The organism is Streptomyces blattellae, from assembly GCF_009709555.1.
Classification (GTDB): domain Bacteria; phylum Actinomycetota; class Actinomycetes; order Streptomycetales; family Streptomycetaceae; genus Streptomyces; species Streptomyces blattellae.
In genome coordinates, this window is record NZ_WJBG01000163.1 from 15,109 (window position 1) to 36,503 (window position 21,395).

Sequence of the window (21,395 nt, forward strand, 5' to 3'; positions counted from 1 at the left end):
CACCGAACCTCCGGCCGCAGCGGCGCAGCCCGCGCCGCTCCGCAGACCGTTCCCCTGGAGGCACCCCGTGACGGGACGTGTGTTCCACACCTCCGACTGGCACCTTGGCCGCCAGATCGGCCGCTACCGGCGTGACACCGAAGTCGACGCCGTCCTGGACGAGATCATCGACATCGCCGCCGACTTCGCCCCCGACCTGATCGTGCACAGCGGCGACCTGTTCGACAGCTCCCGGCCGAGCCTGGACGACCTGCGCCGTGCGGCGCAGGCACTGCGCCGCCTCGGCGAGATCGCGCCCGTGGTCGTCGTCGCCGGCAACCACGACACCACCTACGTCCTGGCGTTCCTGAAGTTCATGCTGAGCGACATGGGAACCCGCGAAGGGGACGAGGTCCGGGTCCGCTTCGCCACCGACGCCCGCCCCGACGGGCTGCTCGTGGCCGAATACCCCACCAAAGGCGAGGAGTTGACACTGCGCATCGGCGCGCTGCCGTACCTGCACCCCAACCGGTTCACCTACGACTTCGCCGACCCCGGCATGACAACCGCGGCCTACACCGAGCGGATACGCATCGTCCAGGTGTGGCGTAGCTGGTGAGCCTGCTTATTGATCTTGGTTGTGGTCTGCTGTTGCTCAGTTGTAGTGAGCGGTATGCCTGTTCGGCGGGGGAGGCTTACGTGGGGCCATGGCGCCGACGACGGGTGGCACGTGGGCTGAGCTGGACGTTTATGGCTGCGCAGTGAGTTGAGTGTGGTGGTGGTTTTTGCGCAGGGTAGTTGGCGCGTCTATAGGTACGGGAGTTGTCAGCCTGTTCTGTCAGGGCCGGGCAGCGAGGGGCGTGTGTTGGTTCAGCGGGTGTGCAGGCGTTGCCAGAGCAGGTCGTGGTCGGCGGGTGCGAGGCGGGGCAGTCGGAGGTGGCCCGCGAGGTGGTGGAGGAAGGCGGTCTGCTGTGTGCGTGTCAGGGGGTGCGGGCGCAGGCGGTCGAGGGCCGCGGCGAGGGTGAGGGTCTCGGGATAGGTGATCAGGTCCCGGCAAGTCAGGGCGGGGGAGGCCGGGCCCGTGGGGATGTGGGGGTTGGCGGCGATGAGCCGGTGCAGGCGCATCCGCCAGCGCTGGTGCAGGTGTTGATGGTGGTCGTACCAGCGTGTGGTGATCGTCGATGCCCAGCTCAGGGAGACCGGTGTCGCCGGGCGGCGCGCGCGAAGGTGGGCTTGGGTGAGTTCGGGGACAGCCCGGATGTCGAGGGGCGCGGGATGCCTGGGGTCGCTCGATGCCTGCTGGTGGCGGGTGCAGATCATGATCCGGGGCAGGCCCGGCGACGGGTGGATCCACGCGGAGGCTGACGTGTGCGGGCTGCGGCGGATGGTGCAGGCGGTGCACGCCGGCAACGGCTGCAGGGCGGGCTCGACCACATGCCAGTGGGCGGTGGCCGTGCCGTGCACGCCGATCTTGGCCGACGAGGGCGCGGGCGGGCGCAGATGGGGCAGGGCACGGGTGAGGTGCGCGGTCGGGATGCGGGCGAAGCCGGACAGGCGGCGGGCGGCTTCGGTGCTGAGGCGGATCTCGGCGGCGGGCGGGGCGTTCTCGGTGCCGGTGACCGTGGTTCCGAGTCCGTCGAGGAGCTGGGCGGGGCTGAGGCGGTAGGTGGCGGCGAGGCGGGTGAGGTAGGAGGCGGTGGCCTCGCCGGGCAGCGGCCGTACGCGCAGCGGACCGGGCACGGATGGCCACGCGGTGGCGGCCCGCACCGGGGGCGATGGCCTGGTTGAGGCCGGGGAGGTCACCGGCCGCTGGGGCGGGTGCGGCGGCGGGCGGGGTTGCGGGGCCGGTAGTGCTCTTCGGCGAGGTGGTCGAGCGCGATGCCGTCCAAAAGTGTCTTGGTGATGCGTTCGCTGCCATCGAGGATGGCTTCGATGGCGGCTTGGCGGATCAGGCGGGAGAGGCTGCCGATGCGTCCGGCGGTCCGTTCGTGCAGGTAGGGGGCCAGCTTCGGCAGGCTGCCCGCGCGGTGGGCGTGCAGGTCGAGGGCGCGTTCCAGGGCGGCGATCAGCTCCCGGAACGGCTCCCGCTGGCCAGCTCGGGCGGGCAGTGCCCCGCAGTCGATCAGAGAGGCACGCCCGGCCAGCTGCGCGCCGCGCAGCCCGGTGAAAACGGCACTGTCGGTGACGTCGATGCCCGCGTAGACGAACGTGGCCCGCACGCGTTCGGTGAGGTCTTTGAGCCAGTCGGCGGCCTCGGAGCCGCTGGAGGTGCGGGGGTTGAGCCGGTGGATCTCGTCGACTTTACCGACCGCAGGAGCTCGTGAACCGGCTCTGAACTGCGACGATTCATAGACTACATGTCCGCGCGGTCGTGTGCGGCCGATGCTATTGCTCGTCCGAGTTGTCTCGTGCGACGCATCCCGCCTATCGAGGTGGCAGGGGTGTCTGTTCAGTCCAGCAGTTCCAGCAGACGGTCGGCCTGCCGATCCGCCGTGCCGGGAGGGTTCCTGGGATGGTCTGGATCGTCGAAAGAGAGCAGGAACAGCCAGACGAGGGCGAGGAGCCGTCGGCACTCTCGGAGCCGGGAGGCTTCAACGAGGGTCAGGTCAAAGTGCCCCAGGAACGCCGGGACATCAAGAGGGTGCTCCACCCAGCTCGACACATGTTCAGTGATCTCCGCCAGCTCGAAGGCGCGATCGCTGCGGCCGGAGTCCTCGAAGTCGACGACCCGAACTTTCGAGCCGTCCCAAAGATAGTTAGCGAGGTTGCCGTCGCCAGGGCCGAAGACTGTGGGCACTGATGGCTCGCCCGAAGGTTCGAGGCCCGACTTGGCCAGCCACGCCAGGCCCGCGGCCATGGCCCGGGACACCGGGCTGCTGGCGCGAGCGGGGATGCGCGCGGACCAGGTGTCGATGTGGGCGATGAGCTCGCCTTGACGTCCTGGTCTGAGGGGGACTTCGTCAAGTGCTGACGACGGCACTGCGCTGTGCAGCGCGGCGACGGTTTCTGCCAGGGCCTTGGTCTGCCGCTCGTCGATGGGGCGCCCGCGCAGAGGTCTGCCGATGAGTCGGGACATCACCACGGTGGGCACTGCGGCTGAGGGATCGGCGGGCATGGGTCGCGGTGCGAGCCCGGGGACGTATGTGTCGAGCAGTCTCAGGGCACGCCACTCGCGCTCGCACCGCTCGCGATCCGCGTCCCGGAAGCGCTTGATCACGCTGTCGGGACCCATCTCGATCGTGTGGGTGCTCCATCGGTCAGAACTCATGGGAGGCGATCCTGCCAGGTGTAGGGGGCAGGACCGCCCCCTTTCCTCTGGCCTATCTGGGGCGCCACCGGACTTCGCCGATGGTGTCACCAAGGTGGTTACTTGGTCATGAGGCGGTCAGCGGACGGGATCACATGCCTGATCCCGGGTCGGCAAGGCGGGCTTCGAGGTCAGCCAGGCGGCGGTCCTGGAAGCGGAGGTTGGAGCGGGCGGCCTTGAGCCGTTCGTCGAGGGTGCGGTTGTCGGTGGTGAGTTGGCGGACGCGCTGCTTGAGGGTGGTGTTCTCGGTGGTGATCCGCTGGACGGCTTCCTGCGGCCACTCATCCTCCAAGTCACGTATTTGACCGAGGAGTTCACCGATGCGGGTGCGGTGGGAGAGGATCTCGGTATGGGCGGCCTTGAGGGCCTCCTCGGCGTTCAGGGCGCGTTCGCGCCAGGTCGCCTCGCGCTCGTTGTCCTGCTCAACGAGCATGCGGGACCGGCGTTCACCGTTCTGAGTCATCGCTGCGGCGACTGCGGCTCTGGCCTCAGCATTGTCGTAGAGGAAGGTGCGCGAGACGTTCGCTCGGCGGGCGACAGAGGCGACGCTGACCTGGGCTTTCTCGCGTCGGAGCCGGGCGATGGCCTGGTGGACGCGCTCAAGGGCGGCTTCGGTCTTGCGGCGGCGGGCTGCCAGGGCCGCCGCAGTGCGGGGTCCGGGAATGGTGGCGGTGTTCATGCAGCTTCCTGTTCGGGGTCGTCGCCGTCGGTTGTGCACGTACCGCTGTACTCGTCTGGCCCGTCGCTGCCCGCGTCGGCGAGGTCGGCGGCGCGGAAGGCGGTGGACCAGACCCGGTGGAAGTAGTCCTGGGGTTTGCGCAGGTCCAGGGCAAGGGCGTCGTCGAGGAGGCCGAGGCCGGCCAGGGCCTTCTCCAGGCCGTCGATGGCGCGGGCGGTGGGTTCGAAGTAGCGGTGCAGGTAGTCGGCGGTCGCGTCGTCGGGGGCGCCTTCGGCCAGCAGCTGCCACTGCTCGCGTTTGCGACGCCAGTAGAGGAGGTCGGCGCCGGACAGGACGAATTTGTCGCAGTTGTGGCAGTCGAGGTTCCAGGGGCAGGCGCCGCCGTCGACCACGGGCTGGAAGGTGCAGAACCCGCCCTCGGCCGGGGTGCTGCGGCGGGACAGGTCGATCGCCAGGGCCTGAGCCTGCTCCCGGGTGAGCGGGGTGGTCTTCCCGGCCAGAAGTTCGCCGGGGTGTGCGGCGCCGGGACCGGCGACCCAGACGTGCTGGAGCACGTTCTCCAGATCGGAGCTGGTGAGATGGACGTAGTGCTCTGCCATCCGATCACTGACCTGTCCCAGATAGCGGCGGATGTGGGTCAAAGTCGCCCCGTTGCGCAACAGATTGGTGGCCAGAGTATGGCGAGCCTGGTGGGGGACATAGTGGCCGAGGTCCATGGCGTCCACCCAGGGCCGGAACCGGCTGTAGAACCACTGATGGGTCAGCGACACGGTCCCGTCCTGGCTGCGGTAGATCGTGGGAAACAGGGCCAGTCCGGCGCGTTGGGCGCCGGTCGGCCGGTAGCCGTAGCGGGCAGTGAAGCGGTCCAGGGTCTTGCGCTGGCGTTCGGCGAGCATCTCGTAGAGCCGTTCGGGTATGCGGATCGCGGCGTCGTAGTTGCCGACCTTGGTCTGGTCGTGCCAGAACATCGCCAGGCCGCCGTAGCGGCCGATGCAGTCCCACCGCACCTTGATCACCTCTCCGATGCGGCGACCGGTGGTGACGGTGGTCTCCCAAATGTCGCGGACGCCGTTGTCCTGGGCGTCGTAGGTGGCAGCGAGTTCGGCCAGATTCGCCTCGTCGGCCAGGGCCCGGGCGACTTCGTCGGGGAAGGGCCGACGCGCGGTCCGGCCGGTGGTGGCGCCGGCTGTCGGGAACGCGATGATGAACTCCCGCTCCAGGCCCAGCCCTTCGGCAGTGCCGGTGTCCAGCGCGTCGCGCATCAGTTTGCGCACGGCGTTGAATACGACCGACCGTGTGACGGTGGTGACGATGCTCGCGGTCCCGTCCGGCCGCTTCACGGCCAGAGAGGGGAGCCCTTCGCGTTCACGATGGCGCTGGTCGGTGACGAATCGCTGGGCGTGTTCTTCCCGCAGAACTGCAGGGTCGTGGCCACCGCCAGGCGCCTCGACTTCCAGGAATGCTCCGAGCTCGATGGCGGCCCGGCGAAGATCGTCGATCGGGCCGGCAGAGCGCGGACAGCGTGGTGACCGAAGGAGGTCCGCCAGGTAGTCCCACGTCAGATCCCGCAGCCAGCGCTGCGGGATGCCGGTCAGGTCGATGTGACTCATCCGGTGCGGGAACAGCACTCCGAAGTGCTCGGTCTCCAGGAAACCGGCGTCCTTGGCCTCCTGCGGGGTGAAGTAGACCAATCGCAGCTCGTGCAGGATCTCCTTGGCGATCGCCCCGGTGAACGCGGCAGAACCACCGGTCCCGAACTCGAAGTCGATCAGCGAGTTCACTTCCAGCGTGCGGCATGTGGTCACCAGCGACCGGATCCAGCCCAGATCCCACCGGCTGGGCCGGGCCCGGCGGGTGTGGACGAACAGCCCCCACTGGATCTCGGCCCGCACCAGGGGCCGTAGCCCGCGCAGGTTGATCTGCCCCGGCCACGGATGCGCGGGAACGGTAGCGCACCAGTGTCGGAATTCCTCCTGGTCGCCGTACTCAATCGGGACCGTCTTCCCGAATTTCTCATATCGCTGCCACCAGTTGGGCGGTATCGCGGCGCCTCCAGGGCTGCCGTCACGGCGGTAGCGGCTGCCGTGCCACGAGCACAGCCCCAGCGGGGCATCGGCCAGGTTCGGGCAGACGACCGCGCCGCAGGGACCGTAGCCAGGGCACGGCTGTTCGTCGCTCACCCAGGTGGCGAAGGAGTCGCTGTCATCTCCCTCCTTCTTGCGCGCGACCCACCGGCTCAGATGTCGTTGGCAAAGCCGCAGGTCGCTGTGTGCTGCGGGCCGTTCAGGGCAGATCCGGCAGATGCTCTCTTCCGCTCCGACATGTCGCTCCAGCCCCTGGGCCGCGGCCACGAAAGCGGCCTTGCCCACGCCGCGCTCGCGGTCGCAGACCCACTGCCGCTGATGCTCCGAGCACAGGTCCGACCCGCCCGTCCGGGTGCGTTCACAGCTGCCGACGACGCACTCCCACCGGTAGATCGCGTGGCCGCGCGGGATCTCGATGATGTCGGGCCGGTAGATCGGGTCGAAGGACGGCCCGCCGATGAGCGCGGTCAGGATCTCCAGCCGGTCGCGGCCGACCCGGTCCGGACGCTCGGTGAACAGCGGCCGAAGGTACTCCTGCCGCCGCATCACGCCCCACCCCAGACCGCGCGCAGTGCGGCGTCGAACGCCGGGTCGTGGACATCGACGTGCCCGTAGACCTCGTCGACCATCGCGGCCGACGCCCAACCGCCGGCGTCCCGGGCTATCAGCAGGTTGCCGTCAGCGGCGTCGAGAACCGCCGAGGTAAAGGTGTGCCGGAAGGCATGGGGTTTCACCAGCCCCAGACCAGCGCGTTTCCCGGCCCGACCGAGCATCCGCCGGGCCCCGACCGGTGCCCACGGCTGCCCGGCATCGGCGCCGTGCAGCTGGACCAGGAGCATGCCGTGCCGAACCCCTTGCGGGTACTCGGTGGTGATGTACTCGAAGTAGGAGTGCACCATCGCCGGGCTGACCCGCTTGATCAGCCCGCCAGTCACGGTGCCGTGCTCGACCCGCCAGGGGTGTTTGGTCTTGGCCTCGGCCCGGTTCGGGTTGCCGGGCCGGTGGCAGACGTGCAGGTGCGGGGTGTGGCACTCGCCGCAGGCCGCGTTCTCGCGCAGGTGCAGGTCGACCAGGTGGAGTCCGCAGAGCTCGCCGATACGAAGCCCGCCGTCGGCGAGCCAGGTGACCACCAGCCGGTCCCGGGCGGCGTTCACCGTTTCCAGCAGCCTCTCCCGGGCGCCGTCCGGCAGCATCTTCGGGTGCCGGCGGTGCGGCCCCTTCGGCGCCAGCGGGTTGGTGGGCAGCGTGTTCTTCACATGCCCGAGGAACGAGCGGCGTTTGTCCACCCGCGACGGCAGCCGGGACTGATCGAGCTTCTTGCCGAGCTCGCCGTTGATGCCGCGAGAAGCCTGCTGCAGGTAGAAGCCCTTCAGGCAGGCGGCTGCGGTCGACAGAGCCGAGCGGCCGTAGGGGCGCTTGCCCACCCGCCACGGTTCCCCGAGCGGCATGCGGACCTCGGCGCCGACGATGCCCATGTACCGTTCCAGGTCCCGCAGTTGGACCGTGTCGAAGCCCAGGCACTCGCGCTCCAGCCACCGCAGGTGGTCCACCAGGTAGTACGCGTACGTCTTCTGCGTGCCCGAGCCCTCGTGCTCACGCAGGAACCGGTCCGCCTCCGTGTGCAGCGTTCCCTCGGGCCAGACGATCGTCCACGACCGTCGCCCCTCCTTCCGCTCGATCCGTTGGACCCTCAAGTCCCCGACCACCACGTGCCGTACCACTTGTCCTCCGTACCGACTCCAGAACATGACAGACGCCCCGGACACGGTCGGTAAACAAGCCCAGGACGTGCTGGTCACAGTCCCAGACGGACATCACGGGCAGGACTACCGGCGGTCGGTAAAGTCGATCAGCACGAGCTTGATGCCGGCCGCGGTGTAGGTGTGGCAGACGGCGGTGGTGATCTGCGTGGTGGTCATGCGGGTGGTGACGGGGATGCCGAGGTAGCGGGCGAACTCCCCGGCCAGCGTCTTGGCGGTGGCGCCGGGCGGCACCAGTACGTAGGCGACGGGCACGCTGTCGTCGCCGGGCGCGGCGCGGCGGGTGTGGGCCAGGTGGCAGGTGCGGCCCACTTCGAGCAGCGCGGTCGTCTTGCCGGTCGTGGCCGGCCCGGTGACGATCAGGGACGGGCGTGCGGTCACCTGCTGGTGGCGGCCGAGGATCATCAGGGTGCGCACATTGCGCGAGAGGGTTTCGATGGCCGGGGTGCGCACGGTGACGAACTGGGAGTGGTAGGCCAGGCGTTCCTCCGGCGGGCGGGGTGCCTGGCCCGGCTGCGGCGGCGTGGGCGGGGCGGTGGTGGCGAACCGGGCGAAGGCGTCGAACGTGGTGACCGTCCCCGGGGACGTCTCCTCGACGGTGGGTGTGACATCGGGGCTGGTCACCAGTGTTCGGCCTCCTCGAAGGCGTTGTACAGCGCGTATCGGCCCGCAGGCGGGGAGAGTTCATCGCTGTCGGCAAGATTGCCGTCAGCGTCAGCGTCAGGGGCGTGGGAGTCGGCGGTGTCGGGACTCTCCTCGGCCTCCGCGTCGTCATCCGCCGTCTGCGGGCCCGCCGTTCCCGGCGCCGCTGGGGCGGGAGCGCCGTGGCCGGGCAGGGGGCGGGCGCGGCGCAGGATTTGGTCGGCGGCCTCGGCCAGGTCGGCCTCGTGGCGCTCGCGGTCGCCGCGCCGGTTCAGGGCGGCGCGGATGTGGCGCCATGCGGTTTCGCCCATGGGGGCGTGGACGTGGTCGCGGTGGATCCACGGGATCTCGTGCAGGAGCCCGTCGGGTAGGCGGATGTAGACCTGTCGCACATCGTGCGGGTTGAGGTGGACCTCCCACTTGCCGCCGGGTTGGCCGGTGGGGGAGGGGCGGCCGCGGTGCTCATTGAGACAGGCGTGGTCGTAGGTGCGGTAGTTGATGCGGATGCCGCGGGCGGTGATGGGGTGGAAGCGTACGGGCAGCAGTTCCAGGTAGTCGGCGCCGGTCAGCGGCAGCGGCACGTACCCGGACGCGCCCAGCAGCGCGCCCCACATCTCGTTCGGGGTGAGGGCCTTCTTCGGCAGGAGGGGATGGCGCAGGCCCTCGTGGGGGCGGTGCTGCCAGCGGGTGGTGATCCACTCATCGAGCAGTTCCTGCAACTGGGCCATGGTGAACCGTGCTTCGTCCTCCACTGCCTCGCCGCGCTCCAGGATATGGGAGCCGGTGTAGCCGGCGATGTGCTGGGCGACGAGCGTGTTGATACTGCCGAAGGTCCGCTCGACGGCGCCTTTGGCAGCGGGGGAGCGGGGAGGTGCCGGCTGCACGCTCACCCCCAGGGTCTCGCAGGCGGCGAGGAAAGCGGCGGAGACGAAGATGGCCCCGCGGTCGATGACGATCGTCTCGGGCACCACCACCGGCCGCGCCGCCGCCGACTCCAGCCGTGCGTCGAGGGCGAGCAGCCGGTCGTAGGGGACGGCGGCGTGGGCCAGGCGCAGATGGCCGGGCCAGCCGGGCCGCGCGGGATGGGGCACGGCCATCTCCGCCAGCAGCAGCGCCGCGTCCGCGGCCTTGGTGCCCTCTTCGCGCAGCACGGCCGCGACCACCGAGCGGGTCGCCACATCGAGAGCGATCGTCAGCTCCGGGCGCACCGGCTTCCCGTCCTCGCCCACGGCCATCACGTCGAGGCGGGTGGTGTCGACCTGCACCAGCTCGCCCGGCCGCAGCGCCACCGTCGGCGTGTACGGCCGTACCGGCGTGGTGGTGGCGGTGCGGGCCGGCCGTCCGGGATGTTCCAGAGGGTCGGCGAGCACGCGCACCAGCCGGTTGAACGTCGACGGCGCAGGCACCGCGACCGTGCCCGGCCCGTGGGTGTCGGCCAGGATCTGCCCGGCAAGCTCCCGCAGCCCCTTCAGCGTGCCCTTCGAGCGGCCGCGCTGGCGGCGCAGCGCCTCCAACACGGCGGCCACCACCCGCTCATCGGCCCGCCCCGTCGCACGCGACGGCTTGCGGCGGGGGACCAGGCCCATGAGGCCGCTTGCGTGGTAGCGGGCGCGCATGCGGCGCACGGTGGCCCGGCTGGCCTGCGGCCAGCCCAGCCGGGCGAGTTCGTCGGCCTTGGCCTGCTCCCGCTCGGCCATCGACCGCCGTGCCGGGTCGTATTCGGGCCGGGGCGTCCCGCCGTCGGCCGGGCCGCCGGGCAGCCCGGTCTCGACCTCGCGGATGTGCCGCTGCCAGGCCAGGGCCCGTTCGCGTTCCCGCTCGGGCACCGACTCCAGCAGCCCCCACGGCGGCACCGCGGCGGCGGGGGAGTCCACCACGGCGAAGGCGGGGTCGGCGAACAGGAAGGGGGCGAGCACGGAGGCGGTCTGCCCGCGGGTGTCGACGAGGCGTACCGACGCCCCGGCCACGGCGGCCACCTGCCAGGCGCGGCCCTCGAACATCACGTACGCCCCCAGCTTCACCTGCCGGTGGCGGGCTGCGGCCACCGGGCGGCCGCCGTGTGCGCTCACCACAGCTCGGCCTCCGCCAGCGGGTCGTACACCCCGAACCCGCCGGTATCCCGGGCGACGCGGTCGCCGGCACCGCCGCCGTCAGCGTCGTGCACCAAGTGCATCATCGTGGCGCCGGCGATCCCTTCCATGGCCGCGACGTCTGCACTGCGCCCTGCCTCACCGGAGCCGCCGGCTGTCTCGCTGTCCGGCTGTGTGCCCGTGCCGCGGAGCGCAAGGACGCCGCCGGTGCGGCGCCGGACCAGCTCGTCGAACGGGCGCAGGGTGTGCTCGCCGTCGGCCCACCCGATCGCGTGGAGCAGGCCGTCTGGCAGCCGGACGAAGACCTGCCGCGGGTCGTGGGGATGGTGGTGGACCTCCCACCGCCGGCCGCGGCCGCGGTGTTCGTCCAGACACGCATCGTCGTAGCGGCGCCCGCCCAGCCGGATCCCGGAATCGGTGAGGGCGCACCGGGCTGCCGGCAGCAGCTCGCCGTAGTGCTGCCCGGCCAGCGGCAGCGGCACCACCCCGGCCACGCCCAGCAACACCTCCCACATCTCCTGGGGGGCGAGCCCCGCCCGGGGCAGCAGCGGATGACGCAGCTGCTCCTGGGGCCGCTGGTGCCACCTGACGGTGATCCATTCGTCCAGCAGGTCCTGCAGCTGCGGCATGCTCCAGTACGCCCCGGCGGCCTCTCCCGCTGCGCATGCTTCTTCCGCCGCGGTGGCGTGCCGCGCGAACAGGCCTGCGAAGACCTCCAGCGTGTACGCGGCGCCGCGGCGGGCGCCCGCCGCCCGGGACGGGGCCGGCTCCAGGCTGATGCCCAGGCCCTCGCACACGGCCAGGACAGCGGGGGTGACGGCGGCTGTGGACGGGGCGACGACGAGCGTCTCGGGCACGGCCGCCGGACGCGCCGCGGTGGCCTCGATCCGTGCGGGCAGGGACACCAGCCGCCGGGCAGGCCCGCCCGCGTGGGCCTGCTCCAGCAGGGCCGGCCAGCCCGGGCGCTGCGGCCTGGGCACGGCCATCTCGGCCAGCAGCACCGACAATTGCACTGGCCCGTCCTGGGGCGGGTGCAGCACGGCGGCCAGCACGCAGCCGCTCGCCGCGTCCAGTGCCGCCGTCACCGCCACCGGCACCCCACCCCCGTCCTCGCCCACCGCCTCAAGGCCCAGGCGGGCGGTGGCGATGTGGACCCGTTCGGCGGGCCGCAGCGCAGGCGGCGGGCCGCCCGGGCGGGCCGGGCCGGTGGCGGTGCGCGCCGCACTGCCCGGCGGCTCGGCCGGATCCGCCAGGACCTTCACCAGCCGGTACAGCGACGAGCGGGCGGGCAGCTTCACCCGGGCCGGCCCGTAGGTGTCCGCCACGATCTGCTCGGCCAACTCGATGACCTGCAAGGTGGTGGTCTTCGACCGGCCGCGGCGCCGGCGCAGGGCCTCCAGCACGGCGGCCACCACCCGCTCGTCGGTACGCCCGGTCGCCGATCCGGTGCGCAGGTGGCGCTTGTCGACCAGCCCCCACAGCCCCTGCCGCTGGTAGACCAGCCGCATCCGCTGCACCGTGGTCCGGCTGGCCCGGGTCCAGCCCAGCGCGGCCAGTTCACGCGCCTTGGCCTCTTCCCGCTCGGCGAGGGTGAAGCGCTGCGGGTCGTATTCGGGCCGCGGTATCCCGCCGTCTGCCGGGCCGCCGGGCAGCCCGGTCTCGACCTCGCGGATGTGCCGCAGCCAGGCCAGGGCCCGCTCCTGCGCGGCCAGCGGCACCGTCTCCCACAGCGCCGGGGCCGGCGGCTCCGCGGCCGCGGGAGCGGTCACCGAGAAGCCGGGCGCGGACACCAGATGGGCGGCCAGCACACACCCGGTGGCCCCGTCCTCGGCAACCAGGTGCACCCGCCCGCCGGCCAGGCCGGTCACCTGCCAGGCGCGGCCCTCGAACGTGACCTGAGCGCCCACCTCAACACACCGCCCGCCAGGGGCGGTCACCACGCGCTTGCTCAACTCTCCTGCTGCTCCCGCCGCTTTCCGCCGCCTGCGGCCGGGCCGGGCGTCACGAGGGTGTGCTCGCCCAGCGGCCGCGTCAGGTCGCAGGCCAGCCGACCGCTCCACAGCGCGTGGTAGAGCACCGGCAGCGCGGTGAGTACCTCGCCCGCCGCCGCGGCCCCGGCCATCAGCGGCCGCGGCGCGGCGAACGCCTCGAGCACCGCCTGCTCAAGGCCGCCCGCGTCACGGTGGCGGGGGTGCCGGTAGCCGGCCAGCCACCGCACGTTCGCCGCCACCACTGTCTCGGGCGGCACCAGGCGCCGGTAGGTGAACCCCACCGCCGCACAGGCCGCTTCCAGCACCGCGCCGGCGCGCTCGGCCCGGCCGGCGGCGGGAGCCGTCGCGGCGGGGCAGTCGGCGAGCAGCGCGCCCCCGTCGGCGTAGCGGGCGAACAGCTGCGGCACCCACGTCAGCACCCGCCCACTGTCAGGATCGCGCCAGATCAGCCGCACCGGCCGCGCTGAGAGGCCCACCACGTGCGGATCGCGGTCCAGGACCATCAGCTGCATGCACATCGCCTGCGAACCGTGCATCACATGCCGCCCGGTCGTGGCCGACCACCACCAGCCCGGCCCCCACCGCCGCCCCGGCACCACCGGGAACCCGGCCACCGGCGCCAGCCGCTCGAACCTGACCGCGACGGCGGCCTCCACCCAGCGGCGCTGCACGAGCGTGCCGTCCACCCCGGTGAACTCCGCCTCCACCGTGCCCGGTTCCGGTACCCGGTAGACGCTGCCGGCGACGGCGGGTAAGCCGGCCGGCGCGCCGTCCTGGCTGCTGTCGATGATCACGTACTCCAGACAACGTCATACCGGTCGCGCCGCGCAGGCGAACCGGGCGGTAACCAGGACACGTTCTTCTCGGCTCCAGGCCCCTCGCCATGAGCATGCGCGCCCACGGTGTCACCTGGTGCCGCCCGTGTCAGTGCGGGTCTCTGCACCTTCCCGCCCGCCCCGCGAGCACTATGCGCGCCACGCGGGGCGGGGCGGCGTAGGCGGTAGCTGCTGCGAGGACGGCGGTGGGTGTGGTGATCAGTGCAGCGATGACGGCTGAGTCCATGCCGCCGCATCATGCCTGACCTGATAGTTGGCCGAGTTGAAGGCGGAATCGGGGCGCGCTCAGCCCGGTTGCGCGTCGGCCGGGGCCGCCGCGCCGCGCCGCCATCAGCCCGGCGGCGGAGGTGCTCTGGGATGTCCGACCGGTGAGGGATGTCAGTGGCGTGCGACATCATCGGCAGATGGCCACGCAAGCAGCTCCACCGACCTATCTGGATCGCCTCCGGACGGACCTGGACCTGATCGAAGCGGACTTCGTGCAGATCCTCGCGGACTCACAGATCCGAAACACCGACCCCAACCGGGGACGCGACTACGTGATGCACCTTGGCGCTCCGAAGTGGGGATGGGTGCCCAGCAGCCCCGGACTCGAGGCGCGACGAATGCAACTGCTGGGGCGCGTGCGGGACTGGGAGCCGCTGTTCCGCCTGCTTTTCCCGCATCCGACTCCCGAGGTCACCAAGCGTCTTGAGGAGAACCTTGACCTACTGCGGCGCTGGCTTGAGCGCCCGCGTGACAGAACGGTGCCGGCCACCATCGACAAGGCCACCGACCATGTGCGCGACGCAGTGACCACACTCCGGAAACTGGGTGAGCTGCTGCCCTCTGACCCCTGGGCGGTGCGCTTGGTGGTCGACACGAACGTGCTGTTGGACGACCCCGACGTGGCGATCTACACGCCGCTGCTGGGGAAGCGGTACATGGTTCACCTGATGCCCGCTGTCCTGCGGGAACTGGACGACCACAAGCGCGCCGGACGCAACCCCGAAATCCGAGAGGCGGCGAAGAAGGCCGACCGCCGCCTGAAGGGACTGCGGACCAACGGCGACGTGCGGCGCGGCGTCCGAGTCGCCGGCGATGTGCACGCCGTCTTCGAGCACATCGAACCCAAGGGCGACGGGCTGCCGAACTGGCTGGAGCTAGACGTGTCCGATGACCGCCTGGTGGCCTCCACGTTGCTGTTGCAGTCCCGGCATCCCGGGTCTTCCGTCTACGTGGCCAGCGACGACATCAACCTGCAGACGAAGCTCGCCGCAGTCGGACTGCCGTTCATCGAGGCACCATGAACGGACGCTCCGCGCTACATACGCTCAGGACATGACGATGACGCCGCAAGAGCTCGAAGATCAGGAACAGACCCTGGAGCTGATCAACAGCGAACTCGCGGCGCGTTTGGCGCGGCAGTCGGAGTCGGGCGCGAAGGTAGACACGAAGGCGATCTTCCTGGTGGGGTTCGCCGCCACAGCCGCTCAGTTCCTGGCCTCCCGGAGCTTCGAGCCGTTCACCGGCGCTGCGGCCTTCATGGCCTACGCGGTCGCGTGGGCCGGGGCGGGCCGGTTCGGCGGTTCCCCCGTTGCCGCGCTGCGCTTCGTCGTCTGACGTCTCGTTCGGCAGATGGAAAGTTCCGATCGACCGGTACCTGACCGCTCTGCCCTCCATCCTGGACATATGACGTCCAGCGGCCCCGCCCCGGCATACGCGCAGCCGTCGATCACGACGGTGACGCGGCATGACATTTTCAGCTATCTGCGCGGGATATCGAGCCCTTGGTGGGGGAAACTGGACGAGGTCACGTTCCTGGAGGACCTCTACGACCTGGACCGACCTGCATCCGAGAACGGTCGGCTCCCGACTGTCCGCGCTGACATCCAGCAGCACCGGATTAACAACTACGACCTGGACGACGACTGGATCTTCGAGGACTCTCGGTTGGAGCTCTCCGACGGGCCGGACGAGGTGCTGCTTGCCTTCCTGGCACGAACGGTCCATCCCGAGGTTGCGGCCGGCGTCGAGGAGGCGATGAAGCAGGTTGAGGAGCTGAACCGGCTGCTGGCACCGGACGGGTGGGGCCTGCGTTCCTACGAGTTCCTCTCCGGCCGCCCGATCTACACGCCGGTCCGGCTTCCGCCCACGGGCCCGTTGGTCCCGCTGCCGCTGAACGACGACGACACGGGCAAGCTCGACCTGGTCCTCGGGCAGACCTACAGCCTTCTGGACTGCGCCGGCGAGGAGACCGCATGCGACCTGCTGCGTACAGCTGTCCTGACCCTGCGCCCCGACGGCGGAATCTTCCACCCCACGCCTGGTGATGCTTGGACGGCGGACACCTATGAGGCGGTCCTGACCGTGGAGCGCGAGCTCCTGCCCACCTGCGCCCCGGAGACGAAGGAGGCGATCTGGCGGACACTGGAGACCCTGCTCAGCCAGCTCGGACGCACCGACGTCCAGGACCTCGTGGTCGAAGGCGACACCCGGCCGCTGCCCCACATTCCGCCGGACTGGCGGGCCCAAGCCACCGCACCCGCCACCCCCATCGTTCGCGGTCTCCGCCTCCCCTTCACCACCACCGAGTTCGACGTCACCCGCGGGGACTTCGCCGACCTGGAGATCCGTGCCTCGCATGACAGCAGCGGGTTCCACTACCTCTACGACACCCGCGCACGCCGGATGATCACCGACTTCGTCCTCGACGACCGGCCCCAGGTGGCCACACTGTGCAGCGTCACCATCATCAAGAAGGGCAACACCTTCACGCCGAGGATCAAGCTGTGGAAGAAGGACAAGAAGAAGGCCGGGGAGGTCCCCGCCACGCAGACGGTGCCCGACACCGTGGCCACCCGGGCCGTCAAGGCGCTCGTCGACACCGGGGACGTCCACGAGAACTTCTGGAAGGTCATCAACTTCCTCCAGGGCTGCGCCGGGCTGAGCACGCCCGGCGGCTCCCTCCAGCTCGTGGCCGGAGACGAGGCCCAGCTGACCCAGCTGCTGACCGGCCAGGACCGGATGATGGTTCTCGGTGCGGTCAGGACCGCGATAGGCGGCGGGCTCACCGAGGCGGACATCCGGTTGATCAGCAACCGCAGAGAGCAACTCCAGAGGTTCAAGCGGCTGCTGAACGATCCGGACTACTTCCAGCAGGAGGAGAGCCTTGCGACGACGCGCGGGGCGGAGGCGGTCTGGCAGGCCTTCTTCGAGGCGAACCAGTGGATCTTCGGCTACGGGCTCAACCTCATCGCCTGTGAATCCATCGACGACGGCAAACTGGAACGCATCACCACCGGTGCCGATATCTTCGGCGGAGCCGGGAAACGCATCGACGCCATCATGCGTTCCAAGGGCCTGATCAGCAGCATGCTCTTCTGCGAAATCAAGACCCACGACACTGAGCTGCTCGCCAAGACCCCGTACCGCGCGGGCGTCTACCAGGCATCGAAAGAACTGGGCGGCGGCGTGGCGCAGGTGCAGAAGACCGTGAGCAAGGCCCAGCAGCTCATCTCCCGCGAGTTCCTCACCCATATCTACGACGACGACGGCACCCCGACCGGCGTCGAACTGTCCACCACCCGGCCCCGGCAGGTCGTGGTGATCGGGAGCCTGCGCGAGTTCACCCACAACGGCCGTGTGAACCCCGAGAAGATCAACTCCTTCGAGCTGTACCGGACATCGATCCAGGACGTCGAGATCATCACGTTCGATGAGCTTTACCAGCGGGCGTGCTTCATCGTCGAAGATCGCTAAGGCTCCCATCCACCTGTCTGGTTGGCCTGTGGGTGCGTTCAGTACGTACGGCGGCCCGCGTGTGGTGACCGTCGTACGGGGTGAGCCGCTGGTGGCCCCGGCTGGGACCGGGACCACCAGGTCTGCGGATGTGAAATCAGCGGGTGCGCCGGGTCAGCGCTGCTGGATCCACCAGATGATCCACGCGGTTCCGCTCGCGCCCACGGCGCCGGCGGAGCCGCGGACGATGCCGTGGCCCGCCGTATGGGCGAGGGCGCGCAGGCGACGGCGGAGGTCGCCGTCCAGCAGCCGCCGCAGCCGGGTCCGGATCTCGGACCGGATGTGGCGCAGCTTGCCGTTGCCCTGGTGATGCCGGGTCGACGCCGGCTGGTCAGTGCCCTTAGGCTCGTTGGACATGCTGATGGTGCCTCCTTGGGGAGTGACTGTCGGTTTCTTCACTGGGCGGCTCCCTGCTGGAACAGGGGGCCGCCGCCCGTTTGCGGGGCGGCGGCCTGCGCCGCGCCCGACCCGTGTGCGCGGGGCCGGGAGTCGTAGGACCGGGGCTGTAGCGCCCCGGTGGTGTTCATCGCGGAATCGCGGCCCCCGAGAGTGCGGGGATACGGGAGCCGATCCGCAGCGCGGTGCGGGCGATGCCCTCGGGAGTCCAGGCGGCCACTGCCGCCTCGCGCTCCGTCTTGTTGACGTTCAGGTCGAACGGCGCGGCGAGGGCCCAGCGGACGTGCGTGCTCTGCCCGAGGACGGAGAAACCGTCCAACTGCTGCTCGGAGAGGAACTCGTACAGCAGGCGCTTCTTCTTCAGCTCCTCGATGCCACGCCCGACCGTCGACGGGGAGATCCCGTACCAGAGTGCGTACTCCCTGGCCTTGTACAGGGCGAAGGACGGGCTGCGCTGGCTCATGAGGATGAGCAGCATCGCCTTCGCCGGCATCGACAGCTTCCGGTAGTAGTGCTGCTCCCAGTACGCGAACGGCACCTTGAAGTAGGTGCTCTTGCGGGAACCCTCCTTGTCGCCCGACGGCAGCGTGTACGGGTCGCCGGAGCCGTCCTCGAGCAACTTGGTGATCTTCGTCATCCGGCCGTACGGCTCGGTGCTGATCAGCTTCAGTTCCTTGAGCTTGTGCAGGTGCCGGGAGACCGCGGCGCTCGCTGTGCCGTTGGTGGCGAAGGAGATCCCCGCGGCGCGGCCCCAGGTCTCGGACCGGTGAGCGACGCCCCAGTCGGCGCGCGCGGTGACACAGTGGATCAGGAGGAACAGGTCCAGCCGCTCGTTGCTGCGCAGCATCTTGGAGAACGGGCCGGGCCGCGTGACCAGGCGGAGGCCGGGATCGGCATCCTGGACGAAGGCACGCCGGATGAGGACGGCACGGCCGGTGCGCTTGGACTGCTCCAGCAGCATCCGTATCGTGTCGTCCTGGCTCACGGCCATGTCCCGCTTGAGCACGGTCAGTTCGGTGTTCACGGAGTCCATGTTCACCGATCGGCCGCACGAAGCGGGTGCCGAATTCCGGTGCGGGCCGCTTGGCCGCTTCCCGTTCAGACCGGGCTATCGGAAAACATGGGATAACTGATGACCCCAGTAGGAAACCATTGGCGGCCACAGCCGCAGGCAGTCACGTAATCGACACCTGGAACCTTTAACGCTTCAGACGGTGATCTTTGATGTTCTGGAACCCTACTCTTGGATAGTTCACGCCGTGACTCCGTACCTGGTAGAACACGGCGGCGAATCCGGTTCGAGCCGGTCGCTGGTGGCGTCTCTTCCCGTGGCTGCCAGCGGCCTACGCGGTCCGTACGACTGCGCCCTGTCTTGCTGGCCGTAGAGGCGCTCTCCGCCCGCCAGAGCGGCCTCCAGCGGACCGCGCGTCTTCTTGCGCCCTACTCTCCCCGTTGCCCTGCCAGGGCTCGTAGGGGCGTTCCTGCTCCTGGAGGGCCTCGTAGTCGCCGCGGTCCACCAGCGAGGCGTACGTGAGGACGAGTGAGTCCGGGACACCAGCGAGGATGACCGCGAGTTCGGGGTTGTCCACCGGCGTCATCGGGGCCTGCCTCACACCTTTTGGGATCCACCGCCGCCCGCCCCGCGCGACAACGCGAGGACAGGACTCACGATGGGGGCGTCAGCCGTCATCCTGGCCCGCGGCAAGAACCTGTGCCAGCTCGTCGGCGGGCAGGCGGGACCACTGGGCGACCTCCTCCAGTGCCACCCCGGCGGCGACGGCTGCGGCGGCGGTGTGCAGGAGGGCCTGGTCGATCAGGCCGGCGCTGTGGCTGAGGTGCTCCAGCAGCGTGCGGGCCACCTCGGCGGTGGTGCCGTTCTGCGTGCCGTGCAGCTGTGCCAGCTGCTCCCGGGCGTCGTCGAGTAACTGGGTGATATGGAGGCGGTGTTCGGCACGGACGGTGGCACGCCATCGGGTACCCGAGCCGCCCGAGTGTCTCTCCGCCACCAAGACGCGTAGCTGACCGGCCATCGTTGCGGGCTGCTGTTCACGCTTGAGCTGCCACGGATCGTCCCGCCACCCCGGCGGCCCGCCGCCGCGGCGTCCGCGCACGATCGCGCCCGTGAAGTCGCTCAGCGGGCTGCCGTAGTCGGCCGCGACCAATGAACCCAGCCATGGGCGGCCCACCCGCTCGCCCAGCCGGTGACAGAACGGGTCGTCATCCTCCAGCGCACGCGGCCGCATCCCGCCGCTTGCGCGCCAGGCCAGTTCAGCCATCGCCGGCTCCAGCAGCGCCCCCGCCACGGCCACCACCTCGGGGAGGATGGCCGCGTCCCGGCCCACGATCCGCCACCATTCCAGCTCTGTCCCCGCGCTGCTGCCCGCCAGCTGGTGCAGACGGCGCGGCCAGGTCTCCTCGTGCTCCCAGTACAGGGCCTCCTCCCACCAGCGGGCCACCACTGCATGCGCCACTGTGAACGCCTGTTCCGGTTCTACTCCGGCCCGCATCGCACGCCGCGCCACGCCCGGCCACCGCCGCTGCGCGGCCATCACCTCGGGAACACTGTGCAAGGTCAGGTGTTCCAGCGGCTGGTCGGCGTCCGCGTCCAGCAGCCAGCGTCCGTGCTTGAGGCAGACCCGCCGCCAGCGTGGTACGTACTGCACCGCACGTACCGCCTGCCCGGTGCGCCGCGCGGTGCACAGCTGGCAGCCGAACGCGGCCGGCCCCACCACCGTGCCCGCGGCCCGCCACCGCGCCTGCGCCACGGCGGCCTCTTTGCCGGTGCTGATCTTGGGGTCGTCCACGGTGAAGGCCGGCAAGGCGCGCGCCAGCACGTGAGGCTCCACCCTGCACAACTCGGCGAGCACACGCCGCCCGGCATCGTTGAGCACGACCTCCGCATCGGCCCGCACGCCGCCGCCGTCGTACCGCGCGGCGAAGTTTCGGCATGTCCACAGCCGCAGCACATTCCCGGCCGCCAGACCGTAGCGGGTCGCGACCCGGCTGATCAGCGACGTGGTCAGCTCCCCGGCCAACGGCACGGTCCGCAACACCCCTGCTGCCACAGCTCTCCCCGACGCCGTTTCCTGTTGCTGCTCGGTGCCCTCTGCGCACCGCGTCTCACGGTCAAAAGCCCGTTCCCGCCTGGCCCTGGGACCCCATCATGGTGCGGCACCGCTTGTGCAGCCAGGGCAGGTACCCGCACCATGAACACTGCGGCCGCACGGCGTGACCGCCTCATCCTCACCAGCAGCGCAACTGTTGCCCACCGCCCCGACGCGCCCCTGCACGTTGCCCTCCAGCACGGGCCGGACTGCGGTCCCCGGCCGGGGAGTAGTCCGCAGCGGTGTGAGGAGCGCCCGCCCGTGTCCGCCCCGCGCCCAACTCGGCCTTGCGTTACGCATTCTCGCCCCACCGGTCACGTCACTCCCTTCCACCTCGCCGCGTTACGTGTCGGCGTCGGAGTTGTGTGGCGGATGGCGTTACGGGTCGAGTAGGGTGGGGCTTGCTGCTGGCGGCTGCCCGAGTCAACTCGGCTGCGCTGTAGGTGTGTTGTGTCTGTGGCTGCGTCCTGGCCGTCTCGACCGAGCCCCGCCGCCCGCTGCTGGTGGTTCGTGAAGGCGGGGGCATGGTCGTGTTCAGCGTCCGGTGGCGTGCCGGTGCCCTGGGGCCGTGCTTCCCAATCCGTCCCGCTTCGCGTGTCTGGAGATCCTGATGCCTGCCCACTCCGCTGTCCCCGATCCTTCCGCTGCTGGGCCCGCAGCGGAGGAGGCAGGTGGTGCTCCCGCGCGTGCCTGTGCTGCCGAGCCGGCCGCCGCTGCGCCGACGTCGGTCGAGGCGCCGGAGGTGTT

The 21,395-nt window shown here is 70.4% G+C and carries 16 protein-coding genes and 2 pseudogenes; 4 read left to right on the plus strand and 14 right to left on the minus strand.

Annotation, left to right across the window (positions count from 1 at the left end; translation table 11 throughout):
- Positions 1 to 67 precede the first annotated feature (67 nt).
- Positions 68 to 598 carry a metallophosphoesterase family protein gene (locus GFH49_RS20695; protein ID WP_230396398.1) on the plus strand — a complete coding sequence of 177 codons (531 nt, stop codon included), beginning with the start codon at positions 68 to 70 and terminating at the stop codon, positions 596 to 598.
- 251 nt (positions 599 to 849) lie between these two features.
- On the opposite strand, the gene GFH49_RS20700 is transcribed toward GFH49_RS20695, so the two are convergent.
- The 10 genes and pseudogenes from GFH49_RS20700 to GFH49_RS20745 form a co-directional block, all read right to left on the minus strand.
- The gene (locus tag GFH49_RS20700; protein ID WP_230396399.1) at positions 850 to 1,719 is read right to left on the minus strand and encodes a TniQ family protein; all 870 of its coding nucleotides are present in this window, start codon (positions 1,717 to 1,719) and stop codon (positions 850 to 852) included.
- Positions 1,720 to 1,778: 59 nt separating this feature from the next.
- Positions 1,779 to 2,279, minus strand: a pseudogene (locus GFH49_RS20705) (TniB family NTP-binding protein); the annotation flags it as partial.
- Positions 2,280 to 2,428: 149 nt separating this feature from the next.
- Positions 2,429 to 3,247 carry a phosphotransferase family protein gene (locus GFH49_RS20710; protein WP_155057585.1) on the minus strand — a complete coding sequence of 273 codons (819 nt, stop codon included), beginning with the start codon at positions 3,245 to 3,247 and terminating at the stop codon, positions 2,429 to 2,431.
- Positions 3,248 to 3,377: 130 nt separating this feature from the next.
- The gene (locus GFH49_RS20715; protein WP_155057586.1) at positions 3,378 to 3,965 is read right to left on the minus strand and encodes a DUF6262 family protein; all 588 of its coding nucleotides are present in this window, start codon (positions 3,963 to 3,965) and stop codon (positions 3,378 to 3,380) included.
- Positions 3,962 to 6,595 carry a tyrosine-type recombinase/integrase gene (locus GFH49_RS20720; RefSeq protein ID WP_155057587.1) on the minus strand — a complete coding sequence of 878 codons (2,634 nt, stop codon included), beginning with the start codon at positions 6,593 to 6,595 and terminating at the stop codon, positions 3,962 to 3,964. Before GFH49_RS20720 ends, GFH49_RS20715 begins: the two co-directional genes overlap by 4 nt.
- On the minus strand, positions 6,595 to 7,743 hold the full coding sequence (locus GFH49_RS20725; RefSeq protein ID WP_230396400.1) for a tyrosine-type recombinase/integrase: 1,149 nt from the start codon (positions 7,741 to 7,743) through the stop codon (positions 6,595 to 6,597). The genes GFH49_RS20720 and GFH49_RS20725 overlap by 1 nt, the downstream gene beginning before the upstream one ends.
- Positions 7,744 to 7,893: 150 nt before the next feature.
- A pseudogene (locus GFH49_RS20730) lies at positions 7,894 to 8,433 on the minus strand (TniB family NTP-binding protein); the annotation flags it as partial.
- A complete protein-coding gene (locus tag GFH49_RS20735; protein WP_155057589.1) occupies positions 8,430 to 10,523 on the minus strand; it encodes a TnsB C-terminal domain-containing protein in 2,094 nt (697 codons plus the stop codon). The pseudogene GFH49_RS20730 and the gene GFH49_RS20735, both read right to left, overlap by 4 nt.
- Positions 10,517 to 12,493: a Mu transposase C-terminal domain-containing protein gene (locus GFH49_RS20740; RefSeq protein ID WP_155057590.1), complete on the minus strand. Its 1,977-nt coding sequence runs from the start codon at positions 12,491 to 12,493 to the stop codon at positions 10,517 to 10,519. The genes GFH49_RS20735 and GFH49_RS20740 overlap by 7 nt, the downstream gene beginning before the upstream one ends.
- Entirely contained in the window at positions 12,490 to 13,326 is an 837-nt protein-coding gene (locus GFH49_RS20745; RefSeq protein WP_155057591.1) for a TnsA-like heteromeric transposase endonuclease subunit, read from the minus strand. Before GFH49_RS20745 ends, GFH49_RS20740 begins: the two co-directional genes overlap by 4 nt.
- A gap of 410 nt (positions 13,327 to 13,736) precedes the next feature.
- Between GFH49_RS20745 and GFH49_RS20750 the strand changes: the two genes are divergently transcribed.
- The 3 genes from GFH49_RS20750 to GFH49_RS20760 all read left to right on the plus strand — a co-directional run bounded on the left by GFH49_RS20750 (position 13,737) and on the right by GFH49_RS20760 (position 17,109).
- Positions 13,737 to 14,657: a PIN domain-containing protein gene (locus GFH49_RS20750; protein WP_230396401.1), complete on the plus strand. Its 921-nt coding sequence runs from the start codon at positions 13,737 to 13,739 to the stop codon at positions 14,655 to 14,657.
- Between the two features lie 31 nt (positions 14,658 to 14,688).
- A complete protein-coding gene (locus GFH49_RS20755) occupies positions 14,689 to 14,970 on the plus strand; it encodes a hypothetical protein (RefSeq protein ID WP_155057592.1) in 282 nt (93 codons plus the stop codon).
- A gap of 69 nt (positions 14,971 to 15,039) precedes the next feature.
- On the plus strand, positions 15,040 to 17,109 hold the full coding sequence (locus tag GFH49_RS20760; RefSeq protein WP_155057593.1) for a Shedu anti-phage system protein SduA domain-containing protein: 2,070 nt from the start codon (positions 15,040 to 15,042) through the stop codon (positions 17,107 to 17,109).
- Between the two features lie 153 nt (positions 17,110 to 17,262).
- On the opposite strand, the gene GFH49_RS20765 is transcribed toward GFH49_RS20760, so the two are convergent.
- The 4 genes from GFH49_RS20765 to GFH49_RS20780 all read right to left on the minus strand — a co-directional run bounded on the left by GFH49_RS20765 (position 17,263) and on the right by GFH49_RS20780 (position 20,609).
- Positions 17,263 to 17,505: an Hpt domain-containing protein gene (locus GFH49_RS20765; RefSeq protein WP_155057594.1), complete on the minus strand. Its 243-nt coding sequence runs from the start codon at positions 17,503 to 17,505 to the stop codon at positions 17,263 to 17,265.
- 166 nt (positions 17,506 to 17,671) lie between these two features.
- A complete protein-coding gene (locus GFH49_RS20770; protein WP_155057595.1) occupies positions 17,672 to 18,568 on the minus strand; it encodes a hypothetical protein in 897 nt (298 codons plus the stop codon).
- Positions 18,569 to 18,887: 319 nt separating this feature from the next.
- Positions 18,888 to 19,142, minus strand: a complete 255-nt coding sequence (locus tag GFH49_RS20775; RefSeq protein ID WP_196218066.1) for a hypothetical protein — start codon at positions 19,140 to 19,142, stop codon at positions 18,888 to 18,890.
- A gap of 81 nt (positions 19,143 to 19,223) precedes the next feature.
- Entirely contained in the window at positions 19,224 to 20,609 is a 1,386-nt protein-coding gene (locus GFH49_RS20780; RefSeq protein ID WP_230396402.1) for a TniQ family protein, read from the minus strand.
- Positions 20,610 to 21,395: the final 786 nt, after the last annotated feature.